Genomic DNA, 23,670 nt, shown 5'->3' with positions numbered 1-23,670 from the left:
CTAATAATTACGAGGTTTAAATTAAATTACTGCTATTAAAATATAGGCGTGAAGCCCAGTTTATTTTGGAAATCACTAGCATTTAGTGATTTCCATTAGTTTGGTATTCTAAATAGGCTTTAATTTCATTTTCTAGGCTCAATATCGATTTTTTCATTTTATTAACATGGTGAGCTAGCTTTGTGTTATCAGCACAGCTTTCTAACATTTCACAGTCAAAGACAACCTTAGTTGCATTGATAATTTTGGCAGCTCCTTTAATCCGGTGTGCATGCTTTTTCATCAACTCTACATTCTCTTCAGTTAAGGCTAACTGCAAGCATTGTAGATCTTCTTGATTGGTTTTTAGCAGTTCGCTGAGTAACTTATAATCGAGTTCTTTATTATTGCCCGTGAGATTGCTAATCGTCTTAGGATCGAAACCCGTTGATGAACACTTATCCTGCTTAAAGGCTTTAATGGTTTTATCTAGGTCATTCAAGCTAATTGGCTTGAATATACAGTCGTCCATCCCCGCAGCCAGGCAGGCCTCTTTAGCCTCTTTCTGAGCATTCGCCGTGTAGCCAATAATGACTGGCTTAAACCTGCATTTATCTTCAATTTGACGAATTTCTTTGCTTAGTTCATAACCACTCATCACTGGCATATTGCAATCGGTAATTACGAAATGGTATTCACTGTTACTGAACATAGTTAAACCAACATTGCCGTCTTCTGCTTCTTCAACGTAATGTCCTAAATGCTGTAGCTGTTGCGATAGCAGTAAGCGATTTGAAGGATGGTCGTCAACGATCAGAATATTGAGTGCATCTGCGTTGTGGAGCTCGTCATATTCGACTTCGGTGTTTATATCGTAAGCTTGTTCTAGTTTTACGAGTGGGAGCCGCATATAAATGGTTGTGCCTTCACCCTCTATGCTTTCAAGTTTTAGACAACCATTCATCATTTCACATAGAGTCTTGCTGATCATTAAACCTAGCCCAGTTCCACTGCGCGTATTTTTTGTGTTACTCACTTGGCTAAAAGGTGCGAACAGTTTTTGTTGATTGTCAGCAGATATTCCAATACCAGTATCTTTGATTGTAAATAGAATCCTATGACCCTTCTCGCTATCAATTTCACTGGCAACATTAATGCTGACAAAACCCGTGTCGGTAAACTTTATTGCATTACCAATTAAGTTTGAAAGAATTTGCTTTAAACGCATGGGGTCAGCCAATACGTCATAGGTTATTACAGGATCGAAATTAAGCTGGAGGACAAGCCCCTTTTGTCGTGCTAAACCATCGAATACACGTACGACTGAGGTGACGAGCAATCTTAAATTTATGCGAGTAGGGGAGAGGGTTAACTGACCTGCCTCGATACGAGCAATGTCTAGAATATCCCCAATTAACTCTAATAAGTCATTGGCTGAATCATAAGCTATTCGAATGTGATTGATATCGAATTGCTTGGTATTGGCACGTGCTAACGCTAACTCTAACATGCCGATAATGGCATTCATTGGGGTGCGGATTTCATGGCTCATGGTGGCTAAAAAAGTGCTTTTGGCTTGGCTAGCACTGTCAGCGGCTTCCTTAGCTTCTTCTAATTCTTGGACGAGCTGTATATGTTCGGTGATATCAATCCAACCGCCTACAATTCCATGAAATTTTCCGGACTTATCGGTGTTCGACTTGATCCACTGATGTATATGGTAGTTTTTGCCCTCAATTAGAAACTCTTTATTGATAAAAATAGTTTCATCAGAATGTGCGGCATTAACATAGTCACGTTCGAAACTAGCTGGATCCACATGTGGACCGATACTGTCTTTTATTCTCTTATTAATAACTTGATCTTTTTCAACATTGAGAACTCTTAAATAGCTCTCATTACAGAGAGTTAATTCATGGTTTATATTTCTTACATAGAGTGGATGAGGTAATGTGTCTATGATAAGCTGCAAAAATTCAAGTTGCTGACTTAACTGTTCCTGAACCTGTAATTTTTCAGCATAATTTGAACGTGTATAAAAAGTCCAAATGAGAGAGAGTAAAATTAAAATAGCAGAGAATATCACTATAGTATAAATCGTATACTTGTAATCAATCCAGCTTTGATGGGTAGGAACAGCGTTTCGATGCCAGCGATTTTCGGACATCTGTATTTCATCTGGAGGTATAGTGCTTAAGGTTTTATCTAAAATATCTTTTAGTATTGTGTTTGATCTGTTTACGCCAAATGCCATTGATATATTCGGTACTTCATCTACAATTCTAGCTATTTTTAGAGTATCTTTGAAGTTGCTTGTGATATAATAATCGGCAAGGATAATGGGAGCGATTGTTGCTTCAGCACCATCTGTAGATATATTGTAAAAAGATTCAATATAACTATTCGATATTGTGATCTCTGCATGTGGGTCAATATTTTTAATATCTGTTTTGCTTAGCGTGCCATCCGGAACAACAATTGAATCAAATTCTATATTGGTTGTGTTTTTTTTAGTTACTAGAACATAAGGGGAGTTTGAAAATTCCTTAGTTGTGATAATATTTTCATTCATTACATGATTAGCATTAACAATTGCCAAGTCAACACTTTTACTAAACAGAGAGCTGATATGTTCTGAATATCTGTCTGTTAGTTGATAATGAAACTTTAACCCAGAGTAGAGTTGGATTAAGTCAAGTATCTCAATACCATAACCATCAATATTATTGGCATTATCCATGTAGGTCAGTGGCGCAGAGTATTTGTTGATGGATACTGTTAAATTCTTGTTTGTTTTGATCCATGCTTTCTCTTCATCGGTAAACATGGGAAGTTCAGAAGGTAGCGGGATTATGTTGCCCCCACCACTCCATTTTTTGCGTATGAGCATCTTTTTATCTAAATTAATGTTCCCCAATGCTTTATTGATGAGTGTGAGTAATTCAAGATTTTTCTCTGTAGAGGCAAATGCATTACCTTCAGGATTAAGTGCAATATTTGAGTCGAATTTAAGCTTGTTAGGGAAATGATTGTTGACTAGGTAATTTGCTGAAACCAGATCAATAATCACTGAGTCGACTTGACCAAAAACAACGGCAGCGATTGCTGCTTCACGAGTTGGAAATTTTATGAGTTTTCTTTTAGGATATAAATTTTTTATCGTATCATCAGGAAGGTACTCATATGCCATTGCCATTGTTTTTATTTCGGCACGAGGTCCTATATCACTACTACGGAATACTGTGGGTTTATCCTCAATATAGGGTTCGCTCAAAACTAGTCCGTAAAGCTTGTCAAAGGCATTTGCAGTGGTAATGATATCGACGTCACCACTTAATACGGCAGCTATAACTCTATCTCGTGATGGATAATATTTAATGTTGATATCCATGTCTAAAATATCAGAAATTATCTGTAAGTATTCTGCACTAATTCCTTGATAAAATGTTTTACCTTGATTTACAACATCATAAGGCGGGTAATTGTAAATTGATACGCCTACATTGATCTCGTTATATAGTGATTTTATATTTTCTTCATCGGCCGCTAGCGGAATGTTAAGTTCAGATTGCTCGTTGGGCTTTATTATTATTTCAGCTTCTTCTTTTATTTCATAAGCTCTTAATGATATTGAAAATATAAAACTTACAAAAAAGTAGGTAATGAGCAGGGAGTATCTCATACTAAGTTATTTCTCTTAGAAAATTCTATTATATCAACAATATTTCTAATGTTAAGCTTCTCAAATATTCTTGTTTTATATGTGCTTATGGTTTTATTGCTAAACAGCATCTTTTCAGCTATTTCATTGTTTGTTAGCCCAAGTGAAAGTTGCCTAAGTACGCTCATTTCTCGTGTAGATAGTTTTTTTATAAGGTCGGACTCATTGATATCTACTTGAGTATTTTTATTTTTCCTAATTAGAGGAAAATAAGAATGGCCTGAGATAACAGCATTTAAGGCGCTTGAAACTTCAACCAGATCTTTATTTTTTGAAATAAATCCAGCTGCACCAGCTGTAATACAGCGCAAAACAAAATGTTCAGATGGTTGCGCTGTTAATACTAGTATAGGTGGGCATAAAGGTATTTTCTGTGCTCTTTCTATAACCTCTAGACCATCGATTTGTGGGATATCTATATCTAGAATTATTGCATGAGGAGATAACTCTCTTGTGAGTTTGAGTGCATCAACACCGTTATTAGTTTCTCCGATGACTTCAAATCCACTTTTCTCAAGGAGTATTTTTAACGCTAGCACGACTACAGGATGGTCATCAACAATTAGTATTTTTTTCTTCATCCACGTACTCCATTTAAAATGAGAAACACTTTTATTTACCCTCTATAATTCTACCCTTTGTAAATATGAACCGCGAAATGATACAGGCATGTTCAGAACATTCCTACAGCATGTTCGGCAATTTTCTTTTTTTATTGCCATAGAATTAAGCAAATGGAGGTATTTGGTTGCAATCATTGGAGTTTATTCAACCATTTAAAATTTGTGTCATTTTGTATCGTGCACCTTTCTAATTTAGCATGTTATGTTTTAATTGTTTTTATCGAATCACGTGAAGAGAAATAATTTTTATTAGATTTAAGTAATTTAAAGGTTTTTAATATGAGTAAAATTCGGATAATTATTTTAGAGGAGCATTCATTTCAGCGTGCGGTTCTTGAATGTAATCTAAAATATTTTCCAGAAATTGATATATTTTCATTTGGCTCTGCTAAGGATGCAATGATTTGGTTTGATAATAATCATCAGGCCGATATTGTGATATGTGATCTGATGATGTCTGAAATGGATGGTCTATCTTTTCTGCGCAAGGCAAGTTCCAAATGTAATATCTTTTCGGTCATGTTGTTTAGTTGTATCGATATGGAGCTAAGGCGTGCTGTGTCACAAATGATTAAAATGCTTAATTTGGAATATCTAGGGGATTTGAACCAAAGTCCTTCTGTAGACAATTTACACACTATGCTTGATAAGTATGCAGAGTTGCGTGGTAAGAATGGAAATATAACTTTTCGCTCACTAGTAGAGAAAGCTCCTCAAGATGTTTCCTTAGAAGAGCTTCAAAATGGTTTGAAAAATAAGCAGTTTTCTGGCTTTTATCAACCTAAGTTTGATGTCGAGGGGTTTAGTCTCTCTGGGGCTGAAATACTAGCGAGATGGCATCATCCTAAATTTGGTCTATTGGCCCCCGCCACTTTTATTGAACCCTTAATATTTTATGGTTTACTCGATGAGTTGTTTTTGCAGTTGTTTGAACAAGGCTGTCGTTTGCAACAGAGATTGCAACAAGCAAATCGTCATATTTCATTGGCCTATAATCTTGATATATCTCAGCTTAATTGCCCTACACTAGTCTATCAAATCTTCGAAATTGTAAAGAGTTTTAATATACATCCTCGATTTATTACTCTAGAGATTACTGAGACAGGATTGTTAGCCGCTCCAGCATATAACATGGAAAATCTCATCCGACTCCGTATGTATGGTTTCGAACTTGCCATGGACGATTTTGGTGCTGGCTATTCCTCCTTAGCACGTTTGTGTGAGTTGCCATTCTCACAGATTAAGCTAGATAGTTGTTTTGTTAGAGAGTTAGGTGTTGAACCAAGGTGTCAGGCGGCTATTTCCAGCGTAATAGCACTATCACAGGCATTGAACATGGAACTTGTTGTCGAGGGAATAGAAACGAATTCACAACTGAGTCTATTACAGCAGCTGGGGTGCACTATAGGGCAAGGTTTTTGTTTTTCTAGCCCGATTGATGAGCGTACTTTTATTCAGCGTTTTTTCCCTCTTGGGCTTGAGCTAGTGGAATACAATGAGGTTAGTCTTGAGAGTTGTGACTAATACAATTAACTATTTGTGATCTATTCACCTTTAAACCCGTTTGCTCGACATGCTCTGGCCAAGGGTAATAGCGACGTGGTCGTTTAAAGCGAGCGATTTTGTCGGCGAGAAAGACTTCAAGTTCAGCCTCTATTGCGCTTATCTCTTGGCTTGTACTGCTGTGGATTGTCTCACCGAGAATAATATCACCACGAATAATGGCGGCGGGGAGTTGGCCAAAGGTCACGTCTGGCAGAGGAAAGACGATCGCCTCATCAATTAGTGGATGCAGTTTTAGCGCCGCTTCAATTTCCTCTGGCTGAATGTTTTCGCCACCACTGATAAACATATTATCGACGCGGCCCAAGATCTTAAGATTGCCGTTAGCATCCCATTCGCCCCTGTCTTTGGTATAAAACCAACCCTCGGCATCGAGTGGTTTTTCAATGCCATTATCCGTGAGATAGCCCATAAATAAGCAATCTCCTCGCACCCAAATCACCCCATCGACAATTTTGAGCTCACGCCCTGGGAGTAATTTGCCACTGGTGCCATCGCTTAGCGCTGGGCCTGTGGTGATTTGCGAGCCCATCTCAGTCATGCCGTAGCTGGTAAAGCTGGCAATATGCCGCTGTTCGAGCTGTTTGAGCAAATCGATAGAAATTGCGCCGCCGCCGAGCAGCAGGGCTTTAATGCTCTTGAGTGAAGCCTGTTTGTCGGCAAGTAGATTGAGTAACTGTGTCGGCACGAGGGAAGCATGCGTTAAGCCGTCGCGCTCGATTTGTGCCTGCAGCGGGAGAGTCTGATCCGGCAGCACTACCGTCGCCGCCACTAAGGCGCAGCGGTTGAGAATGGCGAGGCCGCCAATATGAAACAGGGGTAACGACAACAACCAAGCATCACCAGAGACCAGCGGGATCAGGCTGCGGGCGCCCTCGGCATTGGCAATATGGTTCGCAAGATTGTGCACGGCCGCCTTAGGAAAACCGCTGGAGCCAGAGGTTAAAATCACATTACTTGGACGATAAATATCAAAAGCTGTCGCGGCGAGGTTGGCGCTAGGTGCTGCATCGAGACTAAAATCCAGCGTGAGTTGATGACTGCCTAATAAGGCCGGCGCCGCTTCGCTCCAATAGAAAGGAATGTGGTGGCTATCGATAAGCCCTTGAACTTGCGCCAGCGGAAAACGGGGCGAGATAGGAAAGAAGATTGCGCCAATATCCACGCAGGCCCAATACAGGCAAATCATCTCTAGATTATTGCGGCTGATACATGCCAGTGGTTGCCCTTGGCCAACGCCGATGCGCGTGAGTTGTTCACCCAAGGCTTGCACCATATGGCTTAAGCGGGCGTAGCTGATGTCTTGCCCATTACACTTAACCGCCGTTTGTGTGGGCGAGGTGAGCGCCGCGCTATGTAATGGCGAGATACCTTGCTGTGCAATGGATTGGGATGGTGCCAATGTTTGAGATTCGGACATTGGCGATTAATCCTGCTGCGTACTGGCGACAAGTTTAAGTTGATGAAGCTTTAAGCATTGGGGCTTACCGCTTGGTACGATTAAGTCTTGGCTAAAGGCGGCTAACGTATCGAGCCCTGGGATTTCATCGGGCGTCAGTATGGCGGCTAAGTGGGCCAAGTCATTGATACCTAAGCTGGCCTCAAGGCTTGAGCTTAAGATACAGCGCACGCCATGGCTGTGTGCCTCGTCGATAAGGCGCTGAAGTTTTTCAATACTGCCAAGTAGCATGGGTTTGATGATGAGCGCCGTGAGTCCCTCATGCATCATAAATTGATAATCCGGCTCATTGAGGGATTCATCTAAGGCGTAGGGCAGAGGAATGGCGCGATACAGGGTTTGATTATCCTGCGGATGCTGGCAAGGTTCCTCAATATATTCAATGCTCTCTAGCGGTAAACAAGCGGCAAAATCGAGGGCCTGTTCTAAGCTAAAGCCGCGATTAGCATCTAAGCGCAGCTTGAGATCGGGTCTCTGGCCTAAGATGCCATAAATCAAGCTTAATTCATCTTCCACTGAGGTTTGCGCAACCTTCACTTTGACTGAGCGCACGCAGCTATCAAGACTCGCAATGTTAGCAATCAATTCAGTTTTAGGCGCATCCACTGGCTGATAAATCAACGGCACAGTGGCGGTAACTGGGCGCACCGACTCGAGTTTTCCGCTAAGTTTGGCGTGCAATAGGCTTAAGCCAAAGGCCATGGACGGATAGGGGCTCGCTTCGGCTTGCTCGAGTAAGTAATCGATAGGTTGATTTTGCAGCTTAGGCAACAGTGCCACTAAGGCCTGTTGTACTTCTTCTAGGCTCTCGCGGCTAAAACCGGACAATGGCTGCTGGTCGATATCAAACCCAGAGAGCGGCGCGATTTCAATCAGTTGCTCGCTTTCTTCGCCCTCAGCTTGTGCCTTTGCCTGCAATACTAAACCCGTTCTATGGTCGATACGCTGTTTCCCCACGGGTAAAAAGCGGTCTAAGGGCAGGCGATATAAGTACAAGCTGAGCGACGTTAAGATCATATTTTCCCTAAATTTATCTGTTTCAAGTCATCGATTTTTTAAGCTTTAGCGCGCTTAAGCAGGCGACTAATGCCGCGGGATTGGCCTGATGTATGTTATGCCCAGCCTGTTCAATCTGATGCAAGATGATGGGTTGTTGTGCTTGCCAATCCTTTGCTATTGCAGTGAATTTAGCATCTTGGCTGCCAGCAAAAAAATGGCATTCACAGCCAAGGTTTTCAGGTACATCCCAGAGAGAGGTTTGGCGAGCCAGCGATGTGGCCAAAAAGATCTGTTTTAGTGTCTGCTTGGGATGTTGGTCGAGCAGCGACGCACGTTTTGCTACCAAGGCATGCCGCGCCTTGTCGGACATATCGGCAAACACCGCCTGTTGATACCAAAGCTGTAAAAAATCCCGACTGCTTAAGCTGAGTAAGCGTTTGGCCCACAGATTGTCGTTTTTACTGCGTGCGGCTTGCTCTGCGGTATCGGTTAGCCCGGGATGACAGGACTCCAGCCATAAGCTCAAAACGCGCTGCGGATACGCCTTGGCAAGGTGCAGAGCGATGCGGCCGCCGAGGGAATAACCGTAGAGATAAAAGGATTCAATACCAAGGCGATCGAGGCGGCTGATAATGTCTTGAACACAATGCTCGAAACCATTGGCTAGCGTCGATGGCAGCTCGTGCTGATTATCGCCGTGTCCGGGTAAATCGAGGCAGATACAGTGAAAATGCTGGCTCAGTTCGGGGATAAGCGGCAGCCAATCGGCCTTAGTCCCTAAAAAGCCGTGAAGCAGGACTAAGTTTGGTTGCGAGACTTCCCCGTAACGGGCCACGGTTGGCATTAGCTTTGTTTCACCCATAAATTCAGCGCGGCGATCTGCTCGCTGGCTTGGTGTTGGCTTACACTGACTTCGATCACCGAGGCGCCCTGATAATCCAGCGCTTCGTGATAACAACTTTGGAAGTCGGCTAAATTATCCACTTGATTATATGGCAGATTAAACATGGCAGCGGCGTAACCAAACTCTAAACCATGGCTTAAGCGGTAGTAATCACTGCGCAGCTCCTCGTTAGGAACGGGCAAGAGATTAAAGATATTGCCGCCGTCGTTGTTGAGAATAATGATCACCAACGGGCTGGTTAAGCTGCGGGCAATGGCAAAAGAGTTGAGATCATGCAACTGGGATAAGTCCCCAATAATCAAGCTCGTAGGTTTGCCTTGATGCGCTGCAATGCCGCAGGCGGTGGCCAGTAAGCCGTCGATCCCCGATGCGCCGCGGTTGGTATAAGTGGTGGCCGTGCAACAACTCACTGGGGCGTACATATCGTATAACCGCACGGGCAGACTATTGCCGATAAACAATTGCTGCTCTAAGGGCCGCGTATTGGCAATGGCGCGGATAACCTGCGCCTCACCAAACTCACCTTGATCGATATTACGTACAAATAAACTATGTAATTCATCGTTGTAGGTGACTAAGGTGTTGGCCCAATTGGCCGAAGAGGAACGATACCAATTCAGTTGAGCAAATTGCGCGGCGTTGGCGTGCCAAATGTGTTTGGCATTATGGCTTGGGTCGAGCCTGTCCTGCTGTGGCAGCACTTGCCAGTAACTGTGCCAGTTTTGCTCGGCAAGGTAAGCAATCAAACGCTTGGACAATAAGCGCCCACCAAATACCAGCACGCGGTCAGCCTCTTGCAACAGATTGCGTGCCTTAGGATGTTGCAGTAGTTGGTCAATATTGCCCATCGCCGCAGGATGTTGCCGCAGTTGTGACTGCGCATCGGTCAGCAATGGCCAACCAATCTTTTGTGAGAGGGCGATGAGTTGCTGTGGATCTTGCTCCGGCGTGAGCGTACCCGCGATGATGACGCCCTTACCATGGACGAAACGCATAATGGCATCATCGCTCGGGCTGCTGAGTTGTTCACTCTTACCGTATTGAGTGTAGGGTCTGGCGTGTTGCAGCCAGGTTTGCAGTGGCCTCAGATAAGGTGATTCGCTATCGAGAATGGTGCCAGTCATCTCACTCGGATATAGAGGTTCGCGGTACATGCAGTTGATATGCACTGGGCGTGTTTGGTTTGCCACCGCCTCATCGAGGGTTGTGAGCAACATCTGTGGCGCAATGTGCGCATCTGGCGTGGGCAGGTTTACCTGCTGGGCATAATTGGCAAAAATCGCCGGTTGCACTATGGCTTGGTTGGCGCCGCAACCGAGTAACTCTGGTGGCCTGTCACCGCTTAGGACAATCAAGGGCACATGGGTCAACCAAGCTTCGACTATCGCAGGATAAAGGTTGGCGACGGCCGTGCCTGAGGTGGTGATAATCGCCACGGGGGCGCAGCTGGCTTTGGCTAATCCGAGTGCCATAAAACCTAAGCCACGCTCATCGAAATGCAAGTGACGTTTAAGCTTGGTTTGCTGAGCCGCGGCTAAGGTTAGCGGTGTCGAGCGTGAGCCCGGTGCCATGCAGACATGCTGCACACCAAGACGTGCTAATTCTTCCAGAATAAGTGCGCCCCACATCAGGTTCAGTGTGGCTGTGTTTTCGGTTCGCATAGCAAGATCTATCAAGATAAAGATGGGCTTAGTGTAGCGTGTTTGGCGGGTAAGATGTATGCCTGGCTTAACAAAACTTGGGTAGATACTGTGGGGGATGAGGTGGAGCCTAAGCTAAGGCAGAGTATGCCTATCACCTCGTATTACAAGATGAAAATACAGGATAAGGAGCCGCTAAATAATATGGTCGACAATTTTCTTTATCTGCCCGCTGAGCCAGAGCAAGTCTTCGTTCACCTTATTCGGTTGGTTTTTTTGTACGAGGAAAATCGTTGGCGCTTCGGTATGGGCGTACAAACGTTCGGCCTCCAGTTGTGACAGCTGGCAAGTGTGTAACTCGGGAATATCGCTCACCATCTCGTAGACCACTCGATAGGGCAGTAATGAAATTGTCTGGCTCTCGCCGAGATATTCGAACAGGCTAGAAATACTGGTAATGGTAATTTCAGTATTGAGTTTTATGCCATTTTTAATGCAGAACTCCTGATATGGGCTGAGGCGAGTGCTGGGGTTGCCAAGATCTGTATTGACATAGGGGTATTCGGCAATGCTCTCAAGCATGATTTCGCGTTTAAAAATCGGATGGTTACGGCTGGCGATGAGGTAAACCTTGTCCATGCGTTGCAGTGTCGTGGTTTGCAACTTATCACCAAAGGCCGCCACATCGGCGGTGCTCTTATTACAGCAAATGCCTAAGGCCACATCGCCATTGATGATGTCCTGTGTCGTGTGCAGCGACCAAGGGGTGATATTAATCTGCATCGGCTTTTGTTCTTCCTTAATGGCCTGCATTAAGGCTTTAGGAAACGCATAGGCAATGAGGCCCGGCGCTGCAATTTCAACATGGGTTTTGACTTGGCTTGCATTTGCCGCGCGCACCTTTTGAAATTTATCCGAGCATTCTATGGTTTGTTTCGCAATAGGATATAAATGAGTTACAAACTCATTTGGAAATAAACCGTATTTTTTACGAATGAAAAGTTCATCGCCAAATGTTTCCCGCAGATTTTTTAGGCTGCGACTTATTTTGGGGGCAGGGATATCTAACGCCTTTGATACATAGGTTGCAGATTTGTTCTCATATAATGAAACCAATATTTTCAAACTCAAAATATCGAGGTTGTCCATGTTATTAATATGCATTTTTTATATTCCTTAATATTGGGCAAGCACTAGATAAGCAAGGAATTATTATGGTGTTGGTAATTAAAATTAATGTGAAACCAGTCTCAAGTCTAGCACCTTTTTTCTATCTATGTGTAACAGGAAATTTAGATTTGAATTTTTTATTTTTCAAAAAACATCTTTAATTTAATTTGAAATTTTAGTTTGTGATATTTGACTATTTGAATTTCAATTTATTAATTAACCATTATCAATATGTGCATTTTAGATTTATGTTAAACGGTAATGTGTTCTGTATCTTAACTTGTTGTTTATATGTAATTTTGTATTTTTAAATGTGATCTATGTCAAAAAAATAAATGGGATTAACAATAATACTGAAGCTGCTTTAAAGGAGAAAACAAAAATATAATTGTGTTATTGGAGGCGTATATGAACACTTCAGTCATTCTCAGCTATGCGTTTATGTACTTTGTACTATTCGTCGCAGTTCCATTCGTGTTTGTAATGTTTGTCATGACTTGCATTAAGTTTTTTAGAGCAGTTCCTGATGACGCTCATCATGAAATGAAACTCAAACCAGTGTTATTTGATGAAGAAAGCTTCAGCTTTTTTAAATCACTCAAAACTGTCGTAGAAGGTAAATATGATGTCTGCTGCAATGTGCCGTTAGACACTGTATTTGATATGGACCAGCATGATGCTGATTTAAATCACGAATGCCGTCTCGACTATGTGTTGATTGACCATGACTCTTCTGAAGTCAAAATGGTGATCAGCGACGCTGGTAAGCAAATTAACTCACCCATGAAAAAGCTGTTCAGTAAATTCAATATTGGTTTTATTGAAATGAACCAGCATAAACAGTGGGATACCCAAAGCCTTAAGCAAGCTTTAGCCGTCTGACCACGACTGTCGGGTTCGGAGCCTTCCGAACCCTGACTTCCTCTGTATTTCCCCATCTATCAATATGAGGACTCGCTATGTCTACACGACAATGGCTGTGGTCATTACGCTTGGGTGTCATTGCTGTATTGCTCAGTTTTTCTGCTTCGAGTGCTGAGCCTGCTAGGCAAATTAACAGTGATGCTTGCATGAAGTGTCATAAGCGTAATGGTCAAATGTTAGGGCATCACGGCCAGGATGCCATGAAAATGACCTGTTCCAGTTGTCACGGTGAAAAGGGTGATCACCCTAAAAAACCAAATGATTTAGTGGTTTTTGGATTAAATGAGGCATCCGAAACCACAGTGCAATTACAAGCATGCCAAAAATGCCACAGGCCCGCCAAACTCAGTTCCCAAGAGTGGACGCATAATGTGCATGCGCAAAAAGTGGCGTGCGCCGCTTGCCATAAATTACATAGCCCAACTGAACCTATGGCCGACATGACGCCTAAGGTTCGCAGTGAGCTGTGCCGTAACTGTCATACAGGCCAGCAGGAGTAAGGTTATGGAAAATTCAAAAAGAAGATTTCTCAAAGGGACATGTGCCCTGTTGGCCGGCGCTTCGGGAGCGACCCTACTCGCGACTGTCAGTGCTTCGAATGAGGCCAAGGCCGACGCCAGTGTTAAGTATGCGCTGATCCACGATGAGACTAAGTGCATAGGTTGCAAGGCCTGTGAGGTTGCATGCCGTGAAACCAACCATGTGCCAGAGGGCGTGGCGCGGCTGAAGATAGAACAAACCGGACCTTACGGAGAATATCCAAACCAGTTTTATCACTTTAGTCGTAAGTCTTGCCAGCACTGTGAAGACGCGCCCTGTGTCAATGTCTGCCCGACTGGCGCCGCTTTTATCGATAAAGAAACGGGAATCGTGTCGGTGGATGCGTGGAAGTGTGTGGGCTGTCAGTATTGTATTGCGGCTTGTCCCTACAAAATTCGCTTTATCAATCCCGTTACCCATGCCGCGGACAAGTGTGATTTTTGCCGTGAGACTAATCTGGCCCAAGGTAAACAGCCCGCCTGCGTCGCGGCTTGTCCAACTAAGGCCTTAGTGTTTGGCAACTTAAAGGATCCGAGTTCACAGGTGGTACAAGTGCTGAAGGCTAACCCGACCCAAAGGGCTAAGGTTGACCTAGGAACGCGGCCAAAACTGTTCCGCATTGTGGCCAAATCAGGGGAGGTAGCAATATGAGCGCCCTACATTTTGATACGCTAGTGTGGCATTGGCCGATCGCGATTTACCTGTTTTTAGCCGGCGCATCGGCCGGTGCCATGTTCTTTGCGGTGTTACTCAAACATTTTGTGTTAAAGCATAACGCCTACCAGTCTGGCTTTGTACAAGCGGCCTGTATTGTGGCGCCCGTGGCTGTGATGGCGGGTTTGGGCATCTTAGTCTTGGACTTAACTAAGCCCTTCGATTTTTGGAAGATCTTAGTCTTCTATAATCCCAAGTCAGTGATGTCGATGGGGGTGTTGATTCTACTGATTTACCAAGTCTTTATGTTTATGTGGATAGGCTTGTTATTCCGTAAACCTATCGATGCTTGGTGTGAGAGTCGCTTCCCCATGGTGCTGAAGTTCACCGCCTGGCTGAGCCGTTTCGAGGCAACGATTACTGGTTTATTGGTAATCTTCTCCCTCGCGCTTGGGGCCTACACCGGCTTTTTACTGTCGGCCTTACCCGGCTATCCGATGTTGAAAAACCCCGTGTTGCCACTGCTATTTTTGGCTTCGGGATTGTCATCGGGCGCCGCATCTTCCCTCTTGGGTGGCGTGCTACTTAATGCCAACCCCAATGCCAAGGAAGTACACTTTATCCATAAAGTTGAGATCCCATTGATTTTGGTGGAGATAGTGTTGATTTTCACCTTCTTTATGGGGCTCGTCTTGTCGGGAGGTCAGAGTAAGTTTGCCGCCTTCAATGCGATAGGTTATGGCTTCTGGGGATGGGTCTTCTGGATTGGCATAGTTGGGCTGGGATTATCGGGACCACTGGCAATGAATCTGTTTATGACTGCCACTTCCAAACGTAAGTGGGCCTATGTGGCAGGCACCGCATGTTTGAGTCTTATTGGTGTACTACTGCTGCGTAACTTTATTCTCTACACGGGGCAAATGACGGTCGTTTAATGGGGCACGGTTTGCCCAAGTTAAAGATAAGAAGGAATAACGGCGGATGGCGAAGCGGTGCTTAAGGAATGCACTGTGAGTTAACCTCCTTTGATTACACTGGCTGAAGTAGTTAAAGGTGGGTTGCCTTGTCGCGATTTGCTGTCACAGGGAGGTTATTGGGAAGGGAAGCCATATTTTTGATATTGTTTGCCCTGCCTCCACAAGGGCCTCGCCACCTTTATTCCTTAGGGGTGGCGTTTCTTGTTTGAGGACAAAGCACGCCTATTCACCCGCGTTATTTATCCACTCGCTCATCACCACATGGGTTTTGATTTTAATGATATCCGTGTGGGTATCGATATATTCACGAATTTCATGCAAGCGGCGCATCGACGGGGCGTGCACATACACCAACAAATCCATATCGCCAGAGATACCGCGGCAAGTGATCACCTCGGGGATGGCGTGGAACACATGCACCACATCGGCGCAGCGCGGGCATTTATGCTGGATTTCGAAATAGGCCGACACGCCTTCCTTTTGCGATTCGCTCAGCAAAACCTGATAGCCGCGGATCACCCCAGTTTGCTCGAGTTTTTTAATCCGCTCGGCAACCGCACTACGGGAAAGGTTAACCTGCTCAGCGATACTGGAGACACTCTGGCGTGCATCTTGTCGCAGGCTGTGGATGATGGCGGTATCAAACTTATCCAACTTGAGCTCCGATAAAAACGGGTTGTAAAAAAGCGCGAGGCAAATCGCCAAGGCGGGCTAATATCAGTTAAGCACTTAGCGCTGGGGCTGCGCCGTCATTTTGCCGGAAATATGCATTTTTGCCGTCATTTTGCCGGTGTTTGCCATGAAGAACACTGAGATTGACGGCAGATTGCGGCGTAAAATCTCACTATACTGACGGCTTCAAAACCACTGAATTTTAACAGATGAACTCACATAGCGGAACTATAGGACGTTGGCAAGGCGCAGGCTTGATGGCCACCACTTTGCTGGGCACTGGGGTGTTTATTCTCCCGCAAATGATAATCGACAAAGCCCAGGCTGGCGCGCTTATCGCGTGGTCACTCCTGACCTTAGCCATTATTCCGGTGGCACTGATTTTTGGTCGATTGGCAAGTGTCTTTCCCCATGCAGCGGGTCCCGCTTATTTTGTCGAAAAGGCTTTTGGCCGCACCGCTGGCCGTACTATTGGGCTGATTTTTTTACTGGTGGTGCCCATGGGCGCGCCAGCCGCGATTTTGATGACCTTCCAATTCGTTAATGCGCTCATCCCCTTAGATGGTTGGTCTAAGGTTGGCGCTGAGGTATTAGTGATTTTCGGCTTATTCCTACTTAATCTGCGTGGCATCCAAGTCTCGGCCAAACTGCAATTTGGCTTAACCCTTTGTATTGTGGCGATTGTGGTGCTGTTATTCGGGGCGAGCAGTGTGCAACCTGGGCACTTAACCTCATTAGCGAGCTATGGCACGCCAGAAATCCCCACTATTATGATTGCCGCAGGTATCGCCTTTTGGAGTTTCCTTGGGATTGAGGCCATGACTCACCTCGCCGATGATTTTCGTCGTCCGCAGCAGGATATGATCCCTGCGATGATGATGGGTACTGTGCTGGTGGGCATTATTTATGTGGCCTGTACCTTGATTTTGCTGTTAGTACCGACCGATAAAAGCGTGGCCATGATTGGCGTGTTCGATGCGCTTTTGGGTGGCTATGGCGCACAAGTGATTGGTGTGCTGGGGATTGCCAGCGGTCTTGCCACGGTTAACGTGTACGCCGCCAGTGCTGCGCGCCTAATCTGGAGCTTTAGTAACGAAGGCATTTTGCCGCGCTGCTTTGCGGTAAAAAATCGTCACGGAGTGCCTATCCGCGCCTTGGCGGCGTTACTCAGCGTGATGGCGAGTGTGATAGTGCTGACCCACACCACGGGCCAAGAGCTCGAACATTTGATAGCCTGGAGTAATGGGGTGTTCGTGGTGATTTATTTAATGGCGATGTTAGCCGCGGCTAAGTTATTGCCCCGCAGTAACTTACCCTTAGTGGTATTAGGTTGTGGCTTCTGCTTGGCCTTAGGTATCGCGCTTGGGGCAAGTATGGCCTACGTGTTGGTGTTGATCTTGTTCGTGGCACCATTCCTGTGGTGGCAAAAGACGCATATCAGTCGCAAACAGAGCTTAGCGGTAAATAAAGCGTCTTAGTGGCCGAAGTGCTGAACTATCACTTAATGACGGACCAGAACGCCAAGCATCGTGCGTTCTGGTCCCTTGGCCTTAAATCTTCTGATCCAGTTTAAAGTCGAGCTGCACCTGTTGATTCAGCTGTGGCACGGCCTTGCCCGAATCAAACTTAGGTTTGTATTTCCAGTTTTGCACCGCTGACAGTGCCGCCTTATCAAACACCCGCTTCGGATTAGCATCGAGCACGCGCACATTGCTGACACTACCATCCGCTGTGATATCAAATCCCACGACTACATAACCTTCCTTGCCATTTTGCGCCGCATCAATGGGATAGCGAGGGGACACTTGCACCACAGGTAAGGCTTCGGCCGTCATTGCCGATTGGGTAAAGAGTGTGGTTTGGGTTGGCATTTCGGGGGTAAAAGTTTGTGTATTGAAATTGACGAGTTGATTGCTCTCACCGGGAGCGGTAACGCGCTCCCTAGCCGGAATGGGTTTAGGTGGTTCGGGTTTACGGCTTTCCTTCGGCGGAATGGGTGTTCGCTCCGTCATCAAAATATTGATCTGCGGTGCATCGCTCGCTTGCCCGCTCAAGGGCTGCGGATTATGGATAAGTTGCGCCATAAACACGAACAAACCTAAGGTGATCAGTGCGCTAACAAGGATAATACCAGTGCGATTAACGAGTGCATGTTGGCCCATAGTGCTTCCTTACAATGGATGAACAAGATTTAATCTATATCACCTATCACTAAATTTTAGAAATATTTATTTACAAATAAGCATAATTGTTGAGCAACTTTGACGGGCTGGAATGGCATAAAGCACGAGCCAATCGCGCTTGCCGAGCGGATTTGTAGCAATCACGGCCTGCTTTCAATATCGTTTGAAGTAAGACAAAAGTGCCAGACGCCATTGATATACGGCGATATCTTTGCAAGCGAGGCTAAATTCTGTGTTCTATATTTTGATCATTCATGTCGAAGGAGAATAAATATGGATTCTGCTGCGCTACTGAGTCGAGTCGATGACTTACCCCGTTTACCTAAAGCCATCAGTGAGCTGCTTGAAGTAGTTAACGATGATAATGCCACGGTCAAAAATATTGCGACTAAGGTGTCCCACGATCCCTTGATCAGCGCTAAGGTGCTGAGGCTGGCCAATTGCGCCCACTATGGCCACAGCCGCGAGGTGGGCAGTATTGACGAAGCCGTTGTGCGCCTTGGCATGCAGACGCTGCGGACGTTAGTCCTAGCGTCGGCGGTGATGGGCTCAGTGCCTAAATGCCAAGGGGTCGATCTCGCGCAGTTTTGGGGGCAGACCTTTGAAATTGCACTCTATTGCCAAGAGATGGCCAAACGTTGTGGGGTACAGCCCGATGAGGCCTTTACCTGTGGGATCCTCCATCGGATTGGTGACTTACTGATTGCGGCGATTTCCCCCGAAGATGCCGAGAAGATTACCGAAGCCGTCGCTCAGGGCAAAGATAAGCATACGTTTGAGCGTGAACTGCTCGGCTATGATTCGCCCGATATAGGCGCCTTGTTGGCCCAAAACTGGAAATTTACCCCAGCGCTGGTGCAGGGCATTCTGTATCAGGATCACCCCAAGGATTCGAATCCGTTTTCTAAATTGGCCGCCTTGTTGTGCCTCGCCTATAAAGTGCTGGAAGAGTGGGACAGCATAGATGATGACGATAAAACCAGTTGGTTATCGCAATTAGCGACCAAGAAGGGCTTAAAGATGGAAATGGGGGGATTGCGAGTCAAGTTAACCGAGCTTAGAGGCGCTGGATTCGAAATAGGTAAGGCCCTTGCTTAAGAATATTTGACCCGAAACGGCAATTTAAAACGTTAAACTCAAAGCATGAATGGCACACTGCGATTCATGCTTTTTTATTGGGCGCTTTTAGCGTGCCGCTTGGGTCGCTTCGATAGCCTGATTACGCATCTGGATCAGTTCGCTGTGCTTGAGGTACAGCAAATCGGCGGTGCGGCGAATAATTTGATCTTCGTACTGGGAGAGTTGTCCATCGGCATAGGCTAATTGCCACATAGCTAACAGCAATTGTTGTTTTTGCTCCAAGCTAAATTCGGCATTGATGGTATTGGTAAACTCAAACAGCGAGGTAGCATTACCTTGGGCTTTTTTCGCTTCTTCAATCAGTTCATTGGCTTCCTGCGCTGGCATCGACAATGTTTCCGTCAGCAAGGTCGGTAGTAATGCCATTTCTTCTGCCGCGAGGGTTTCATCGGCAAATACCACTTCGAGCAACATACTCGCGGCCGCCAACTTCAGCTGGTGGGCTTTCTCCTCGGGGGAGATGGCCTGGGTGTGGGATTGAAGGAATCGTTTCAGCTTAGCAATCATAAAAGGGCACTGCTCTGGCAAGAAGGGATAACTAAATAGAGTGATTTACGGCGCTAAAGTTCACCCTAAGCCGTGTGCTTAGGGTGAAAGCGAAGATTACAGCAGAGAGTTTAGTCCTTTCATCAGCAGATCTGAGCTGCCTTCTGCACCATTTGTCTCAAGATAAGACTTGGCGATATTGATCATCGGCATAGCGAGATCTTTAGAAATACCTAATTTTTCAAAAGCATCTAACACCATTGCGCTGCCTTGAAGGGAAGATCCAATATTACCCGCCTTAGACAATAGACCTGAAACGCCTGAGTTAGCGTCAAGCTTTGGCGCTGCGGCTAATAGGCTGTCGGCATTAGGAATGCTGGCGGCTAATTTGGTGTAATCATTCGAACCTAGGCTAGACTGGGCTAGGCCTAGCAGGCTGCCTAAACCGCCTTCGGCTTGGTTTTGGCTTAAACCGAGTTGCGACATCACGCTACCGACTAACTCGTTAGATTGAGTCGCGGTACCTGTGGCTACTTTTTCTGTTTTTGCTTGTGTTCCTGCGAGGTTATCTAACCAGCCTGCACTGGCGGGAGCCGCTAAAAGCGTGGCGCTGATCAGGATTGAGAGAGTGAGAGTGTGTTTCATGAGTGGCATCCTTTGAGGGTTTGCGCGCAATAAAGGCCCACAGTGTAACGGCTTTGCGACTTTTGTTGCAGTCCTTTTCTGTGATTTACGGTTCACTCAAGTGATTTGTGTTGTGCATTGGGGCGGGATTTTGGGTATCCTTAGCGGCAATTCACGGTGTTAATTTACTTCAATTATTTTGGAAAGGCGCATGTCACTATCCGCAATTTTGACCGAAGCTTATAACTTTTTCCGTAATCATCTCACTCAGCTTGCCATGCTGACAGTGCCATTACTGTTAGTGCAGGTGGGGATCCAGCTGTGGCTAGGTACAGAGATGAGCAAAGTTGATCTGGAAAACCCACAGTTTGGCGCGCCACATATGATCGCCATGATGCTACTGTTATTGATTTTTTCGGTGCTGATCGCCGCATTAACGCTGTTTTTAGAGCTGAGATCCCAGGGACATAATCCCCCGACGGGAATGGTATTGAAGGCCAGCTTACCTTTTGTACCGCCCCTGCTGTTGGCGGGTGTGTTTTCGGGACTGGCGATTTTAGCGCCTGTGATGCTATTTGCTGCGTTTGGTCCACTGTGGTTAGTCGGCCTCGTCATCAGTTTCTATCTGTTTGCGCGACTCGCCTATGTGAACTTTATGGTGGTGGTTGAACGTCTTACACCTCTGGAAGCCATTAAGGCAAGCTTTAGCTTTAGCGGTCCTATCGTACTGAAAACTATCGCCTTATTGATGCTTTACCTGCCGCTTTCTGTCGTGGGTGCTCAGCTCTCTGGCGCGGCTTCTCTGGGTGGCCTGCCAGTGCAAATGTTGGCGGATACCTTGATGGCATTTATTGGTCTATTCGTGAACTTAGCGCTGTTCCGCCTGTATATGGTGACGAAAAAGCCTACCGCGGAATAATATCAACTGAGTACATTTGAACTGAGGTAAGGATTTATGGGGACAGGGGCTGAGTTACTGGATAGCGAATTTATCCAAGGGTTTTCGGCCTCTCTCCTCGATGATTACCTCAACGCCAAAAACTATGTGCAGGATGTGCCCACCCAGTCACTGCTGCATATCCGCAGTTTTACCCACAGGCTGACCGAACTACTCGGTCAGGATAAAGCCGTCTCCTTCACCAGTCCTAACCTCTATGATCGTATCGAGCTGTTAAACCAAAAGCGGCTGATCGATGTGAAGACGACCAGAGCCTTGCATCGCCTGCGTGGCGATGGTAACCGTGGCGCCCACCCTGAAAAATACCATTTAACCCAAGAACAATTGCTCGCCTTGGCCCAAAAGGCCATCAAGGATGTGTTGGCCTTAATTGAGCACTTGTATCCTAAGGTGGTTGGGCGTGCGGCTCCCGCTTATCGTTACCAAGCCAGCGATGCAGTTACCATCAAAGATCTCTGTTACCGCGCGGTGATGGAAGACGACCCTAAGGCACAATATCTTGTGGGGATTTCTTTTAAAACCAAATCATTAATGCTTAAAGAACAAGAGCTTGCCTTGGCTGACCAATCCTATGGTAATGAAGATGAAAATGGCCCAGCGGTAAAGGAAGTGGCGCAAAAAGCCAGTGATACCTTTGCTAAAGCTGCCTATTGGTTTGCCCTTGCGGCGCCAAAACATTCGGATGCCCTCTATGAACATGGGGTGGGGCTTATCCATGGCTATCAAGGGCAGGCCGATGCCATTCAGGGCGAAGCGGCAATTGCCAAGGCCGCTCAGGCGGGTGTCGTCAATGCGATGGCGTTACTGGGGTATTTTTATCTGGTGGGCAGTGAGTCATTTAAGCCGGATTTAGTGCAGGCGAAGCACTATTTACAATTGGCGGCCGAGGGTGAGCAAACCGAAGCCATGGCGAATTTAGGCGTGCTTTACTATCAGGCGAAAGATCTGACCCAAGCCTATCATTTTATTAATAAAGCGGCGCAAGCGGGTTATCCCCATGCCCAGTACCATTTAGCCTTAATGCTCGCCAATGGTGATGGTTGTAAGCGCGATCCTATTGTGAGTGAATATTGGATGGCCGAAGCTGCTGAGCAAGGCCAACTCGATGCCATGCTTACCCGCGCACAACACATGTTAAACGATGAAAGTGGTTTGGGTGGCGATGTGAGTCAGGCGGAGCGTTACCTGCGTGAAGTGATTAAATACGGTCACAGCGTGCCAGCCATGATTGAGTTGAGCATGGCACTCGCAGACGGTATTTTAGGGCGCATCGATGTGGTGGGCTCTGCGGCGCTACTCAATCTCGCGCGTCGTCATGCTAATGCCAAAGAGGCCGAGATCATCGAGCCTCTCTGGCAATCACTCGCGCTGCAAATTGATACTGTGCTGGAGATGACTCAAGATCCCGGCGAGATTCAAACCCTTAAGCGCGCAAAGACATTACTAAGCGCCTAGGACGTGTTGACGTTTCGAGATTAGATTTTGTTCGTTCTGGCAAGTACGTGCTCGCGAAACGAGGAATCAAGTGTAGTTATTCAACTCAAATGACGAGCGGCTCTTATGACAGAAAGTAAGAGCAAGGGCTTGCCAGACGAACCCTTCGGGCAGCATTTGGCTGGCGTTTCTGCTGCGTTATCGTCCGTTTATGTAGAATAACTACACTGCACGGACTTTGTCTTGCATAAAAGCCTGCCAAACTGCTGCAAAAATAACCCTGAAACGTCAACACGCCCTAGTATTATTTCTCATCCTGTTGATGCTCGAAGGTGCGGCCACGATAGTGCTCTGCATGGGGTTCGCGTACCACATTCGCCGAGCGATAAAAGTCCGATGCTTGGCTTGCCGCCTCCTGTGCTTGCGCTTGGGCGCGATTAAACTTACTCATTTGGCGTGCGACATAAAAACGGCTAAATAGCACAACACAGCCGAGCGCAATCGCGCCGAATAAAAGCACAAAAGGTAATAAAAACAGAGATAAGCAGATTAGGCTGACGCTGATCGCCATGGCTAACCAAGCCCGAGCTCCTGAAATGCGTGGCTGAAATGGGCTCTGTTGAAATTGTTGATAGATCATAAGAACTCCTAATCAAAATGGGCGAGGCGGAAAACGAGTAAAGCCATATTGTAGAGTGGATGTCGCCAAGCTGGCGCTATCAATGGGCCTCTTTCCCAATGCTATGGAGGGTCAGTGTGCAATAAATAATCGGATTGGGTCACGTTAATTTGGGTTAATTTACGTTGTTTTACGTCTATGAAACCGAAATTGTTGTGCCTTTTATTTGGCTGTGATCTTTGTGTTTACCTGAGGTTTGTTTTTGGTGTTGTTTAGTTATCTTAATGTTTTTGCTTAATTATTTGTCATTCCGACTGTAACGTATTCTTTGTTTGTTGTGCAATATGTGCGAAAATTTAGCCGATATTTTGATTGGTTTTGGCTAAAACTGTAAATTTACG

At 45.7% G+C, this 23,670-nt stretch carries 21 protein-coding genes; 9 read left to right on the top strand and 12 right to left on the bottom strand.

Annotated elements, in window-relative coordinates:
• Nucleotides 1–82: 82 nt before the first annotated feature.
• Both CF168_RS20010 and CF168_RS20005 read right to left on the bottom strand, forming a co-directional pair.
• Entirely contained in the window at nucleotides 83–3,661 is a 3,579-nt protein-coding gene (locus CF168_RS20010; protein ID WP_089068771.1) for an ATP-binding protein, read from the bottom strand.
• Nucleotides 3,658–4,281, bottom strand: coding sequence for a response regulator transcription factor (locus CF168_RS20005; protein ID WP_089068770.1), 624 nt, complete (start codon nucleotides 4,279–4,281; stop codon nucleotides 3,658–3,660). Before CF168_RS20005 ends, CF168_RS20010 begins: the two co-directional genes overlap by 4 nt.
• 321 nt (nucleotides 4,282–4,602) lie before the next feature.
• Here CF168_RS20005 and CF168_RS20000 point away from each other — a divergent pair, with 321 nt between their 5' ends.
• Nucleotides 4,603–5,847 carry an EAL domain-containing response regulator gene (locus tag CF168_RS20000; RefSeq protein ID WP_089068769.1) on the top strand — a complete coding sequence of 415 codons (1,245 nt, stop codon included), beginning with the start codon at nucleotides 4,603–4,605 and terminating at the stop codon, nucleotides 5,845–5,847.
• Here the strand turns inward: CF168_RS20000 and menE are convergent.
• The 5 genes from menE to CF168_RS19975 all read right to left on the bottom strand — a co-directional run bounded on the left by menE (nucleotide 5,825) and on the right by CF168_RS19975 (nucleotide 12,052).
• Nucleotides 5,825–7,306, bottom strand: a complete 1,482-nt coding sequence (menE, locus tag CF168_RS19995; RefSeq protein ID WP_089068768.1) for an o-succinylbenzoate--CoA ligase — start codon at nucleotides 7,304–7,306, stop codon at nucleotides 5,825–5,827. The two genes, CF168_RS20000 and menE, sit on opposite strands and share 23 nt — an antisense overlap.
• Before the next feature lie 6 nt (nucleotides 7,307–7,312).
• Nucleotides 7,313–8,362, bottom strand: coding sequence for an o-succinylbenzoate synthase (gene menC / locus CF168_RS19990; protein ID WP_089068767.1), 1,050 nt, complete (start codon nucleotides 8,360–8,362; stop codon nucleotides 7,313–7,315).
• Between the two features lie 22 nt (nucleotides 8,363–8,384).
• Entirely contained in the window at nucleotides 8,385–9,188 is an 804-nt protein-coding gene (menH, locus tag CF168_RS19985) for a 2-succinyl-6-hydroxy-2,4-cyclohexadiene-1-carboxylate synthase (RefSeq protein WP_089068766.1), read from the bottom strand.
• A complete protein-coding gene (menD, locus tag CF168_RS19980; protein ID WP_089068765.1) occupies nucleotides 9,188–10,909 on the bottom strand; it encodes a 2-succinyl-5-enolpyruvyl-6-hydroxy-3-cyclohexene-1-carboxylic-acid synthase in 1,722 nt (573 codons plus the stop codon). The genes menH and menD overlap by 1 nt, the downstream gene beginning before the upstream one ends.
• Before the next feature lie 174 nt (nucleotides 10,910–11,083).
• A complete protein-coding gene (locus tag CF168_RS19975; protein ID WP_089068764.1) occupies nucleotides 11,084–12,052 on the bottom strand; it encodes a LysR family transcriptional regulator in 969 nt (322 codons plus the stop codon).
• A gap of 414 nt (nucleotides 12,053–12,466) precedes the next feature.
• Between CF168_RS19975 and CF168_RS19970 the strand changes: the two genes are divergently transcribed.
• The 4 genes from CF168_RS19970 (at nucleotide 12,467) to nrfD (ending at nucleotide 15,111) form a co-directional block, all read left to right on the top strand.
• Nucleotides 12,467–12,940 (top strand): DUF2726 domain-containing protein, encoded by a 474-nt coding sequence (locus CF168_RS19970; RefSeq protein ID WP_089068763.1) that lies wholly within the window; start codon nucleotides 12,467–12,469, stop codon nucleotides 12,938–12,940.
• A gap of 77 nt (nucleotides 12,941–13,017) precedes the next feature.
• Complete coding sequence (locus CF168_RS19965; protein WP_089068762.1) at nucleotides 13,018–13,482, top strand: nitrite reductase; 465 nt, start codon at nucleotides 13,018–13,020, stop codon at nucleotides 13,480–13,482.
• A gap of 4 nt (nucleotides 13,483–13,486) precedes the next feature.
• Entirely contained in the window at nucleotides 13,487–14,173 is a 687-nt protein-coding gene (locus tag CF168_RS19960) for a 4Fe-4S dicluster domain-containing protein (RefSeq protein ID WP_089068761.1), read from the top strand.
• Entirely contained in the window at nucleotides 14,170–15,111 is a 942-nt protein-coding gene (gene nrfD / locus CF168_RS19955; protein ID WP_089068760.1) for a cytochrome c nitrite reductase subunit NrfD, read from the top strand. The genes CF168_RS19960 and nrfD overlap by 4 nt, the downstream gene beginning before the upstream one ends.
• 264 nt (nucleotides 15,112–15,375) lie before the next feature.
• On the opposite strand, the gene CF168_RS19950 is transcribed toward nrfD, so the two are convergent.
• On the bottom strand, nucleotides 15,376–15,807 hold the full coding sequence (locus CF168_RS19950) for an Lrp/AsnC family transcriptional regulator (RefSeq protein ID WP_011624482.1): 432 nt from the start codon (nucleotides 15,805–15,807) through the stop codon (nucleotides 15,376–15,378).
• Between the two features lie 227 nt (nucleotides 15,808–16,034).
• Here CF168_RS19950 and yjeH point away from each other — a divergent pair, with 227 nt between their 5' ends.
• Nucleotides 16,035–17,303, top strand: a complete 1,269-nt coding sequence (gene yjeH, locus CF168_RS19945; RefSeq protein WP_089068759.1) for an L-methionine/branched-chain amino acid transporter — start codon at nucleotides 16,035–16,037, stop codon at nucleotides 17,301–17,303.
• Nucleotides 17,304–17,375: 72 nt separating this feature from the next.
• Here yjeH and CF168_RS19940 read toward each other — a convergent pair whose 3' ends face one another.
• Nucleotides 17,376–17,987 (bottom strand): energy transducer TonB, encoded by a 612-nt coding sequence (locus CF168_RS19940; protein WP_089068758.1) that lies wholly within the window; start codon nucleotides 17,985–17,987, stop codon nucleotides 17,376–17,378.
• 294 nt (nucleotides 17,988–18,281) lie between these two features.
• On the opposite strand from CF168_RS19940, the gene CF168_RS19935 reads away from it, so the two are divergent.
• Entirely contained in the window at nucleotides 18,282–19,106 is an 825-nt protein-coding gene (locus tag CF168_RS19935) for an HDOD domain-containing protein (RefSeq protein ID WP_011624479.1), read from the top strand.
• Nucleotides 19,107–19,193: 87 nt separating this feature from the next.
• Here CF168_RS19935 and CF168_RS19930 read toward each other — a convergent pair whose 3' ends face one another.
• Together CF168_RS19930 and CF168_RS19925 are read right to left on the bottom strand one after the other, a co-directional pair.
• Complete coding sequence (locus CF168_RS19930) at nucleotides 19,194–19,655, bottom strand: TerB family tellurite resistance protein (RefSeq protein ID WP_011718675.1); 462 nt, start codon at nucleotides 19,653–19,655, stop codon at nucleotides 19,194–19,196.
• Between the two features lie 96 nt (nucleotides 19,656–19,751).
• Nucleotides 19,752–20,279, bottom strand: a complete 528-nt coding sequence (locus CF168_RS19925; RefSeq protein WP_011624477.1) for a DUF2780 domain-containing protein — start codon at nucleotides 20,277–20,279, stop codon at nucleotides 19,752–19,754.
• A 190-nt stretch (nucleotides 20,280–20,469) separates the two neighbouring features.
• Between CF168_RS19925 and CF168_RS19920 the strand changes: the two genes are divergently transcribed.
• Nucleotides 20,470–21,177 carry a hypothetical protein gene (locus CF168_RS19920; RefSeq protein WP_011624476.1) on the top strand — a complete coding sequence of 236 codons (708 nt, stop codon included), beginning with the start codon at nucleotides 20,470–20,472 and terminating at the stop codon, nucleotides 21,175–21,177.
• Between the two features lie 36 nt (nucleotides 21,178–21,213).
• A complete protein-coding gene (locus tag CF168_RS19915; RefSeq protein WP_089068757.1) occupies nucleotides 21,214–22,671 on the top strand; it encodes a DUF4145 domain-containing protein in 1,458 nt (485 codons plus the stop codon).
• 283 nt (nucleotides 22,672–22,954) lie between these two features.
• Here the strand turns inward: CF168_RS19915 and CF168_RS19910 are convergent, their stop codons facing one another.
• Nucleotides 22,955–23,290 (bottom strand): hypothetical protein, encoded by a 336-nt coding sequence (locus tag CF168_RS19910; RefSeq protein ID WP_086903543.1) that lies wholly within the window; start codon nucleotides 23,288–23,290, stop codon nucleotides 22,955–22,957.
• Nucleotides 23,291–23,670: the final 380 nt, after the last annotated feature.

It is taken from the genome of Shewanella bicestrii (assembly GCF_002216875.1).
GTDB lineage: Bacteria > Pseudomonadota > Gammaproteobacteria > Enterobacterales > Shewanellaceae > Shewanella > Shewanella seohaensis.
Note: the sequence above shows the minus strand (reverse complement) of the source record. Positions and strands in the feature narration are given on the sequence as shown.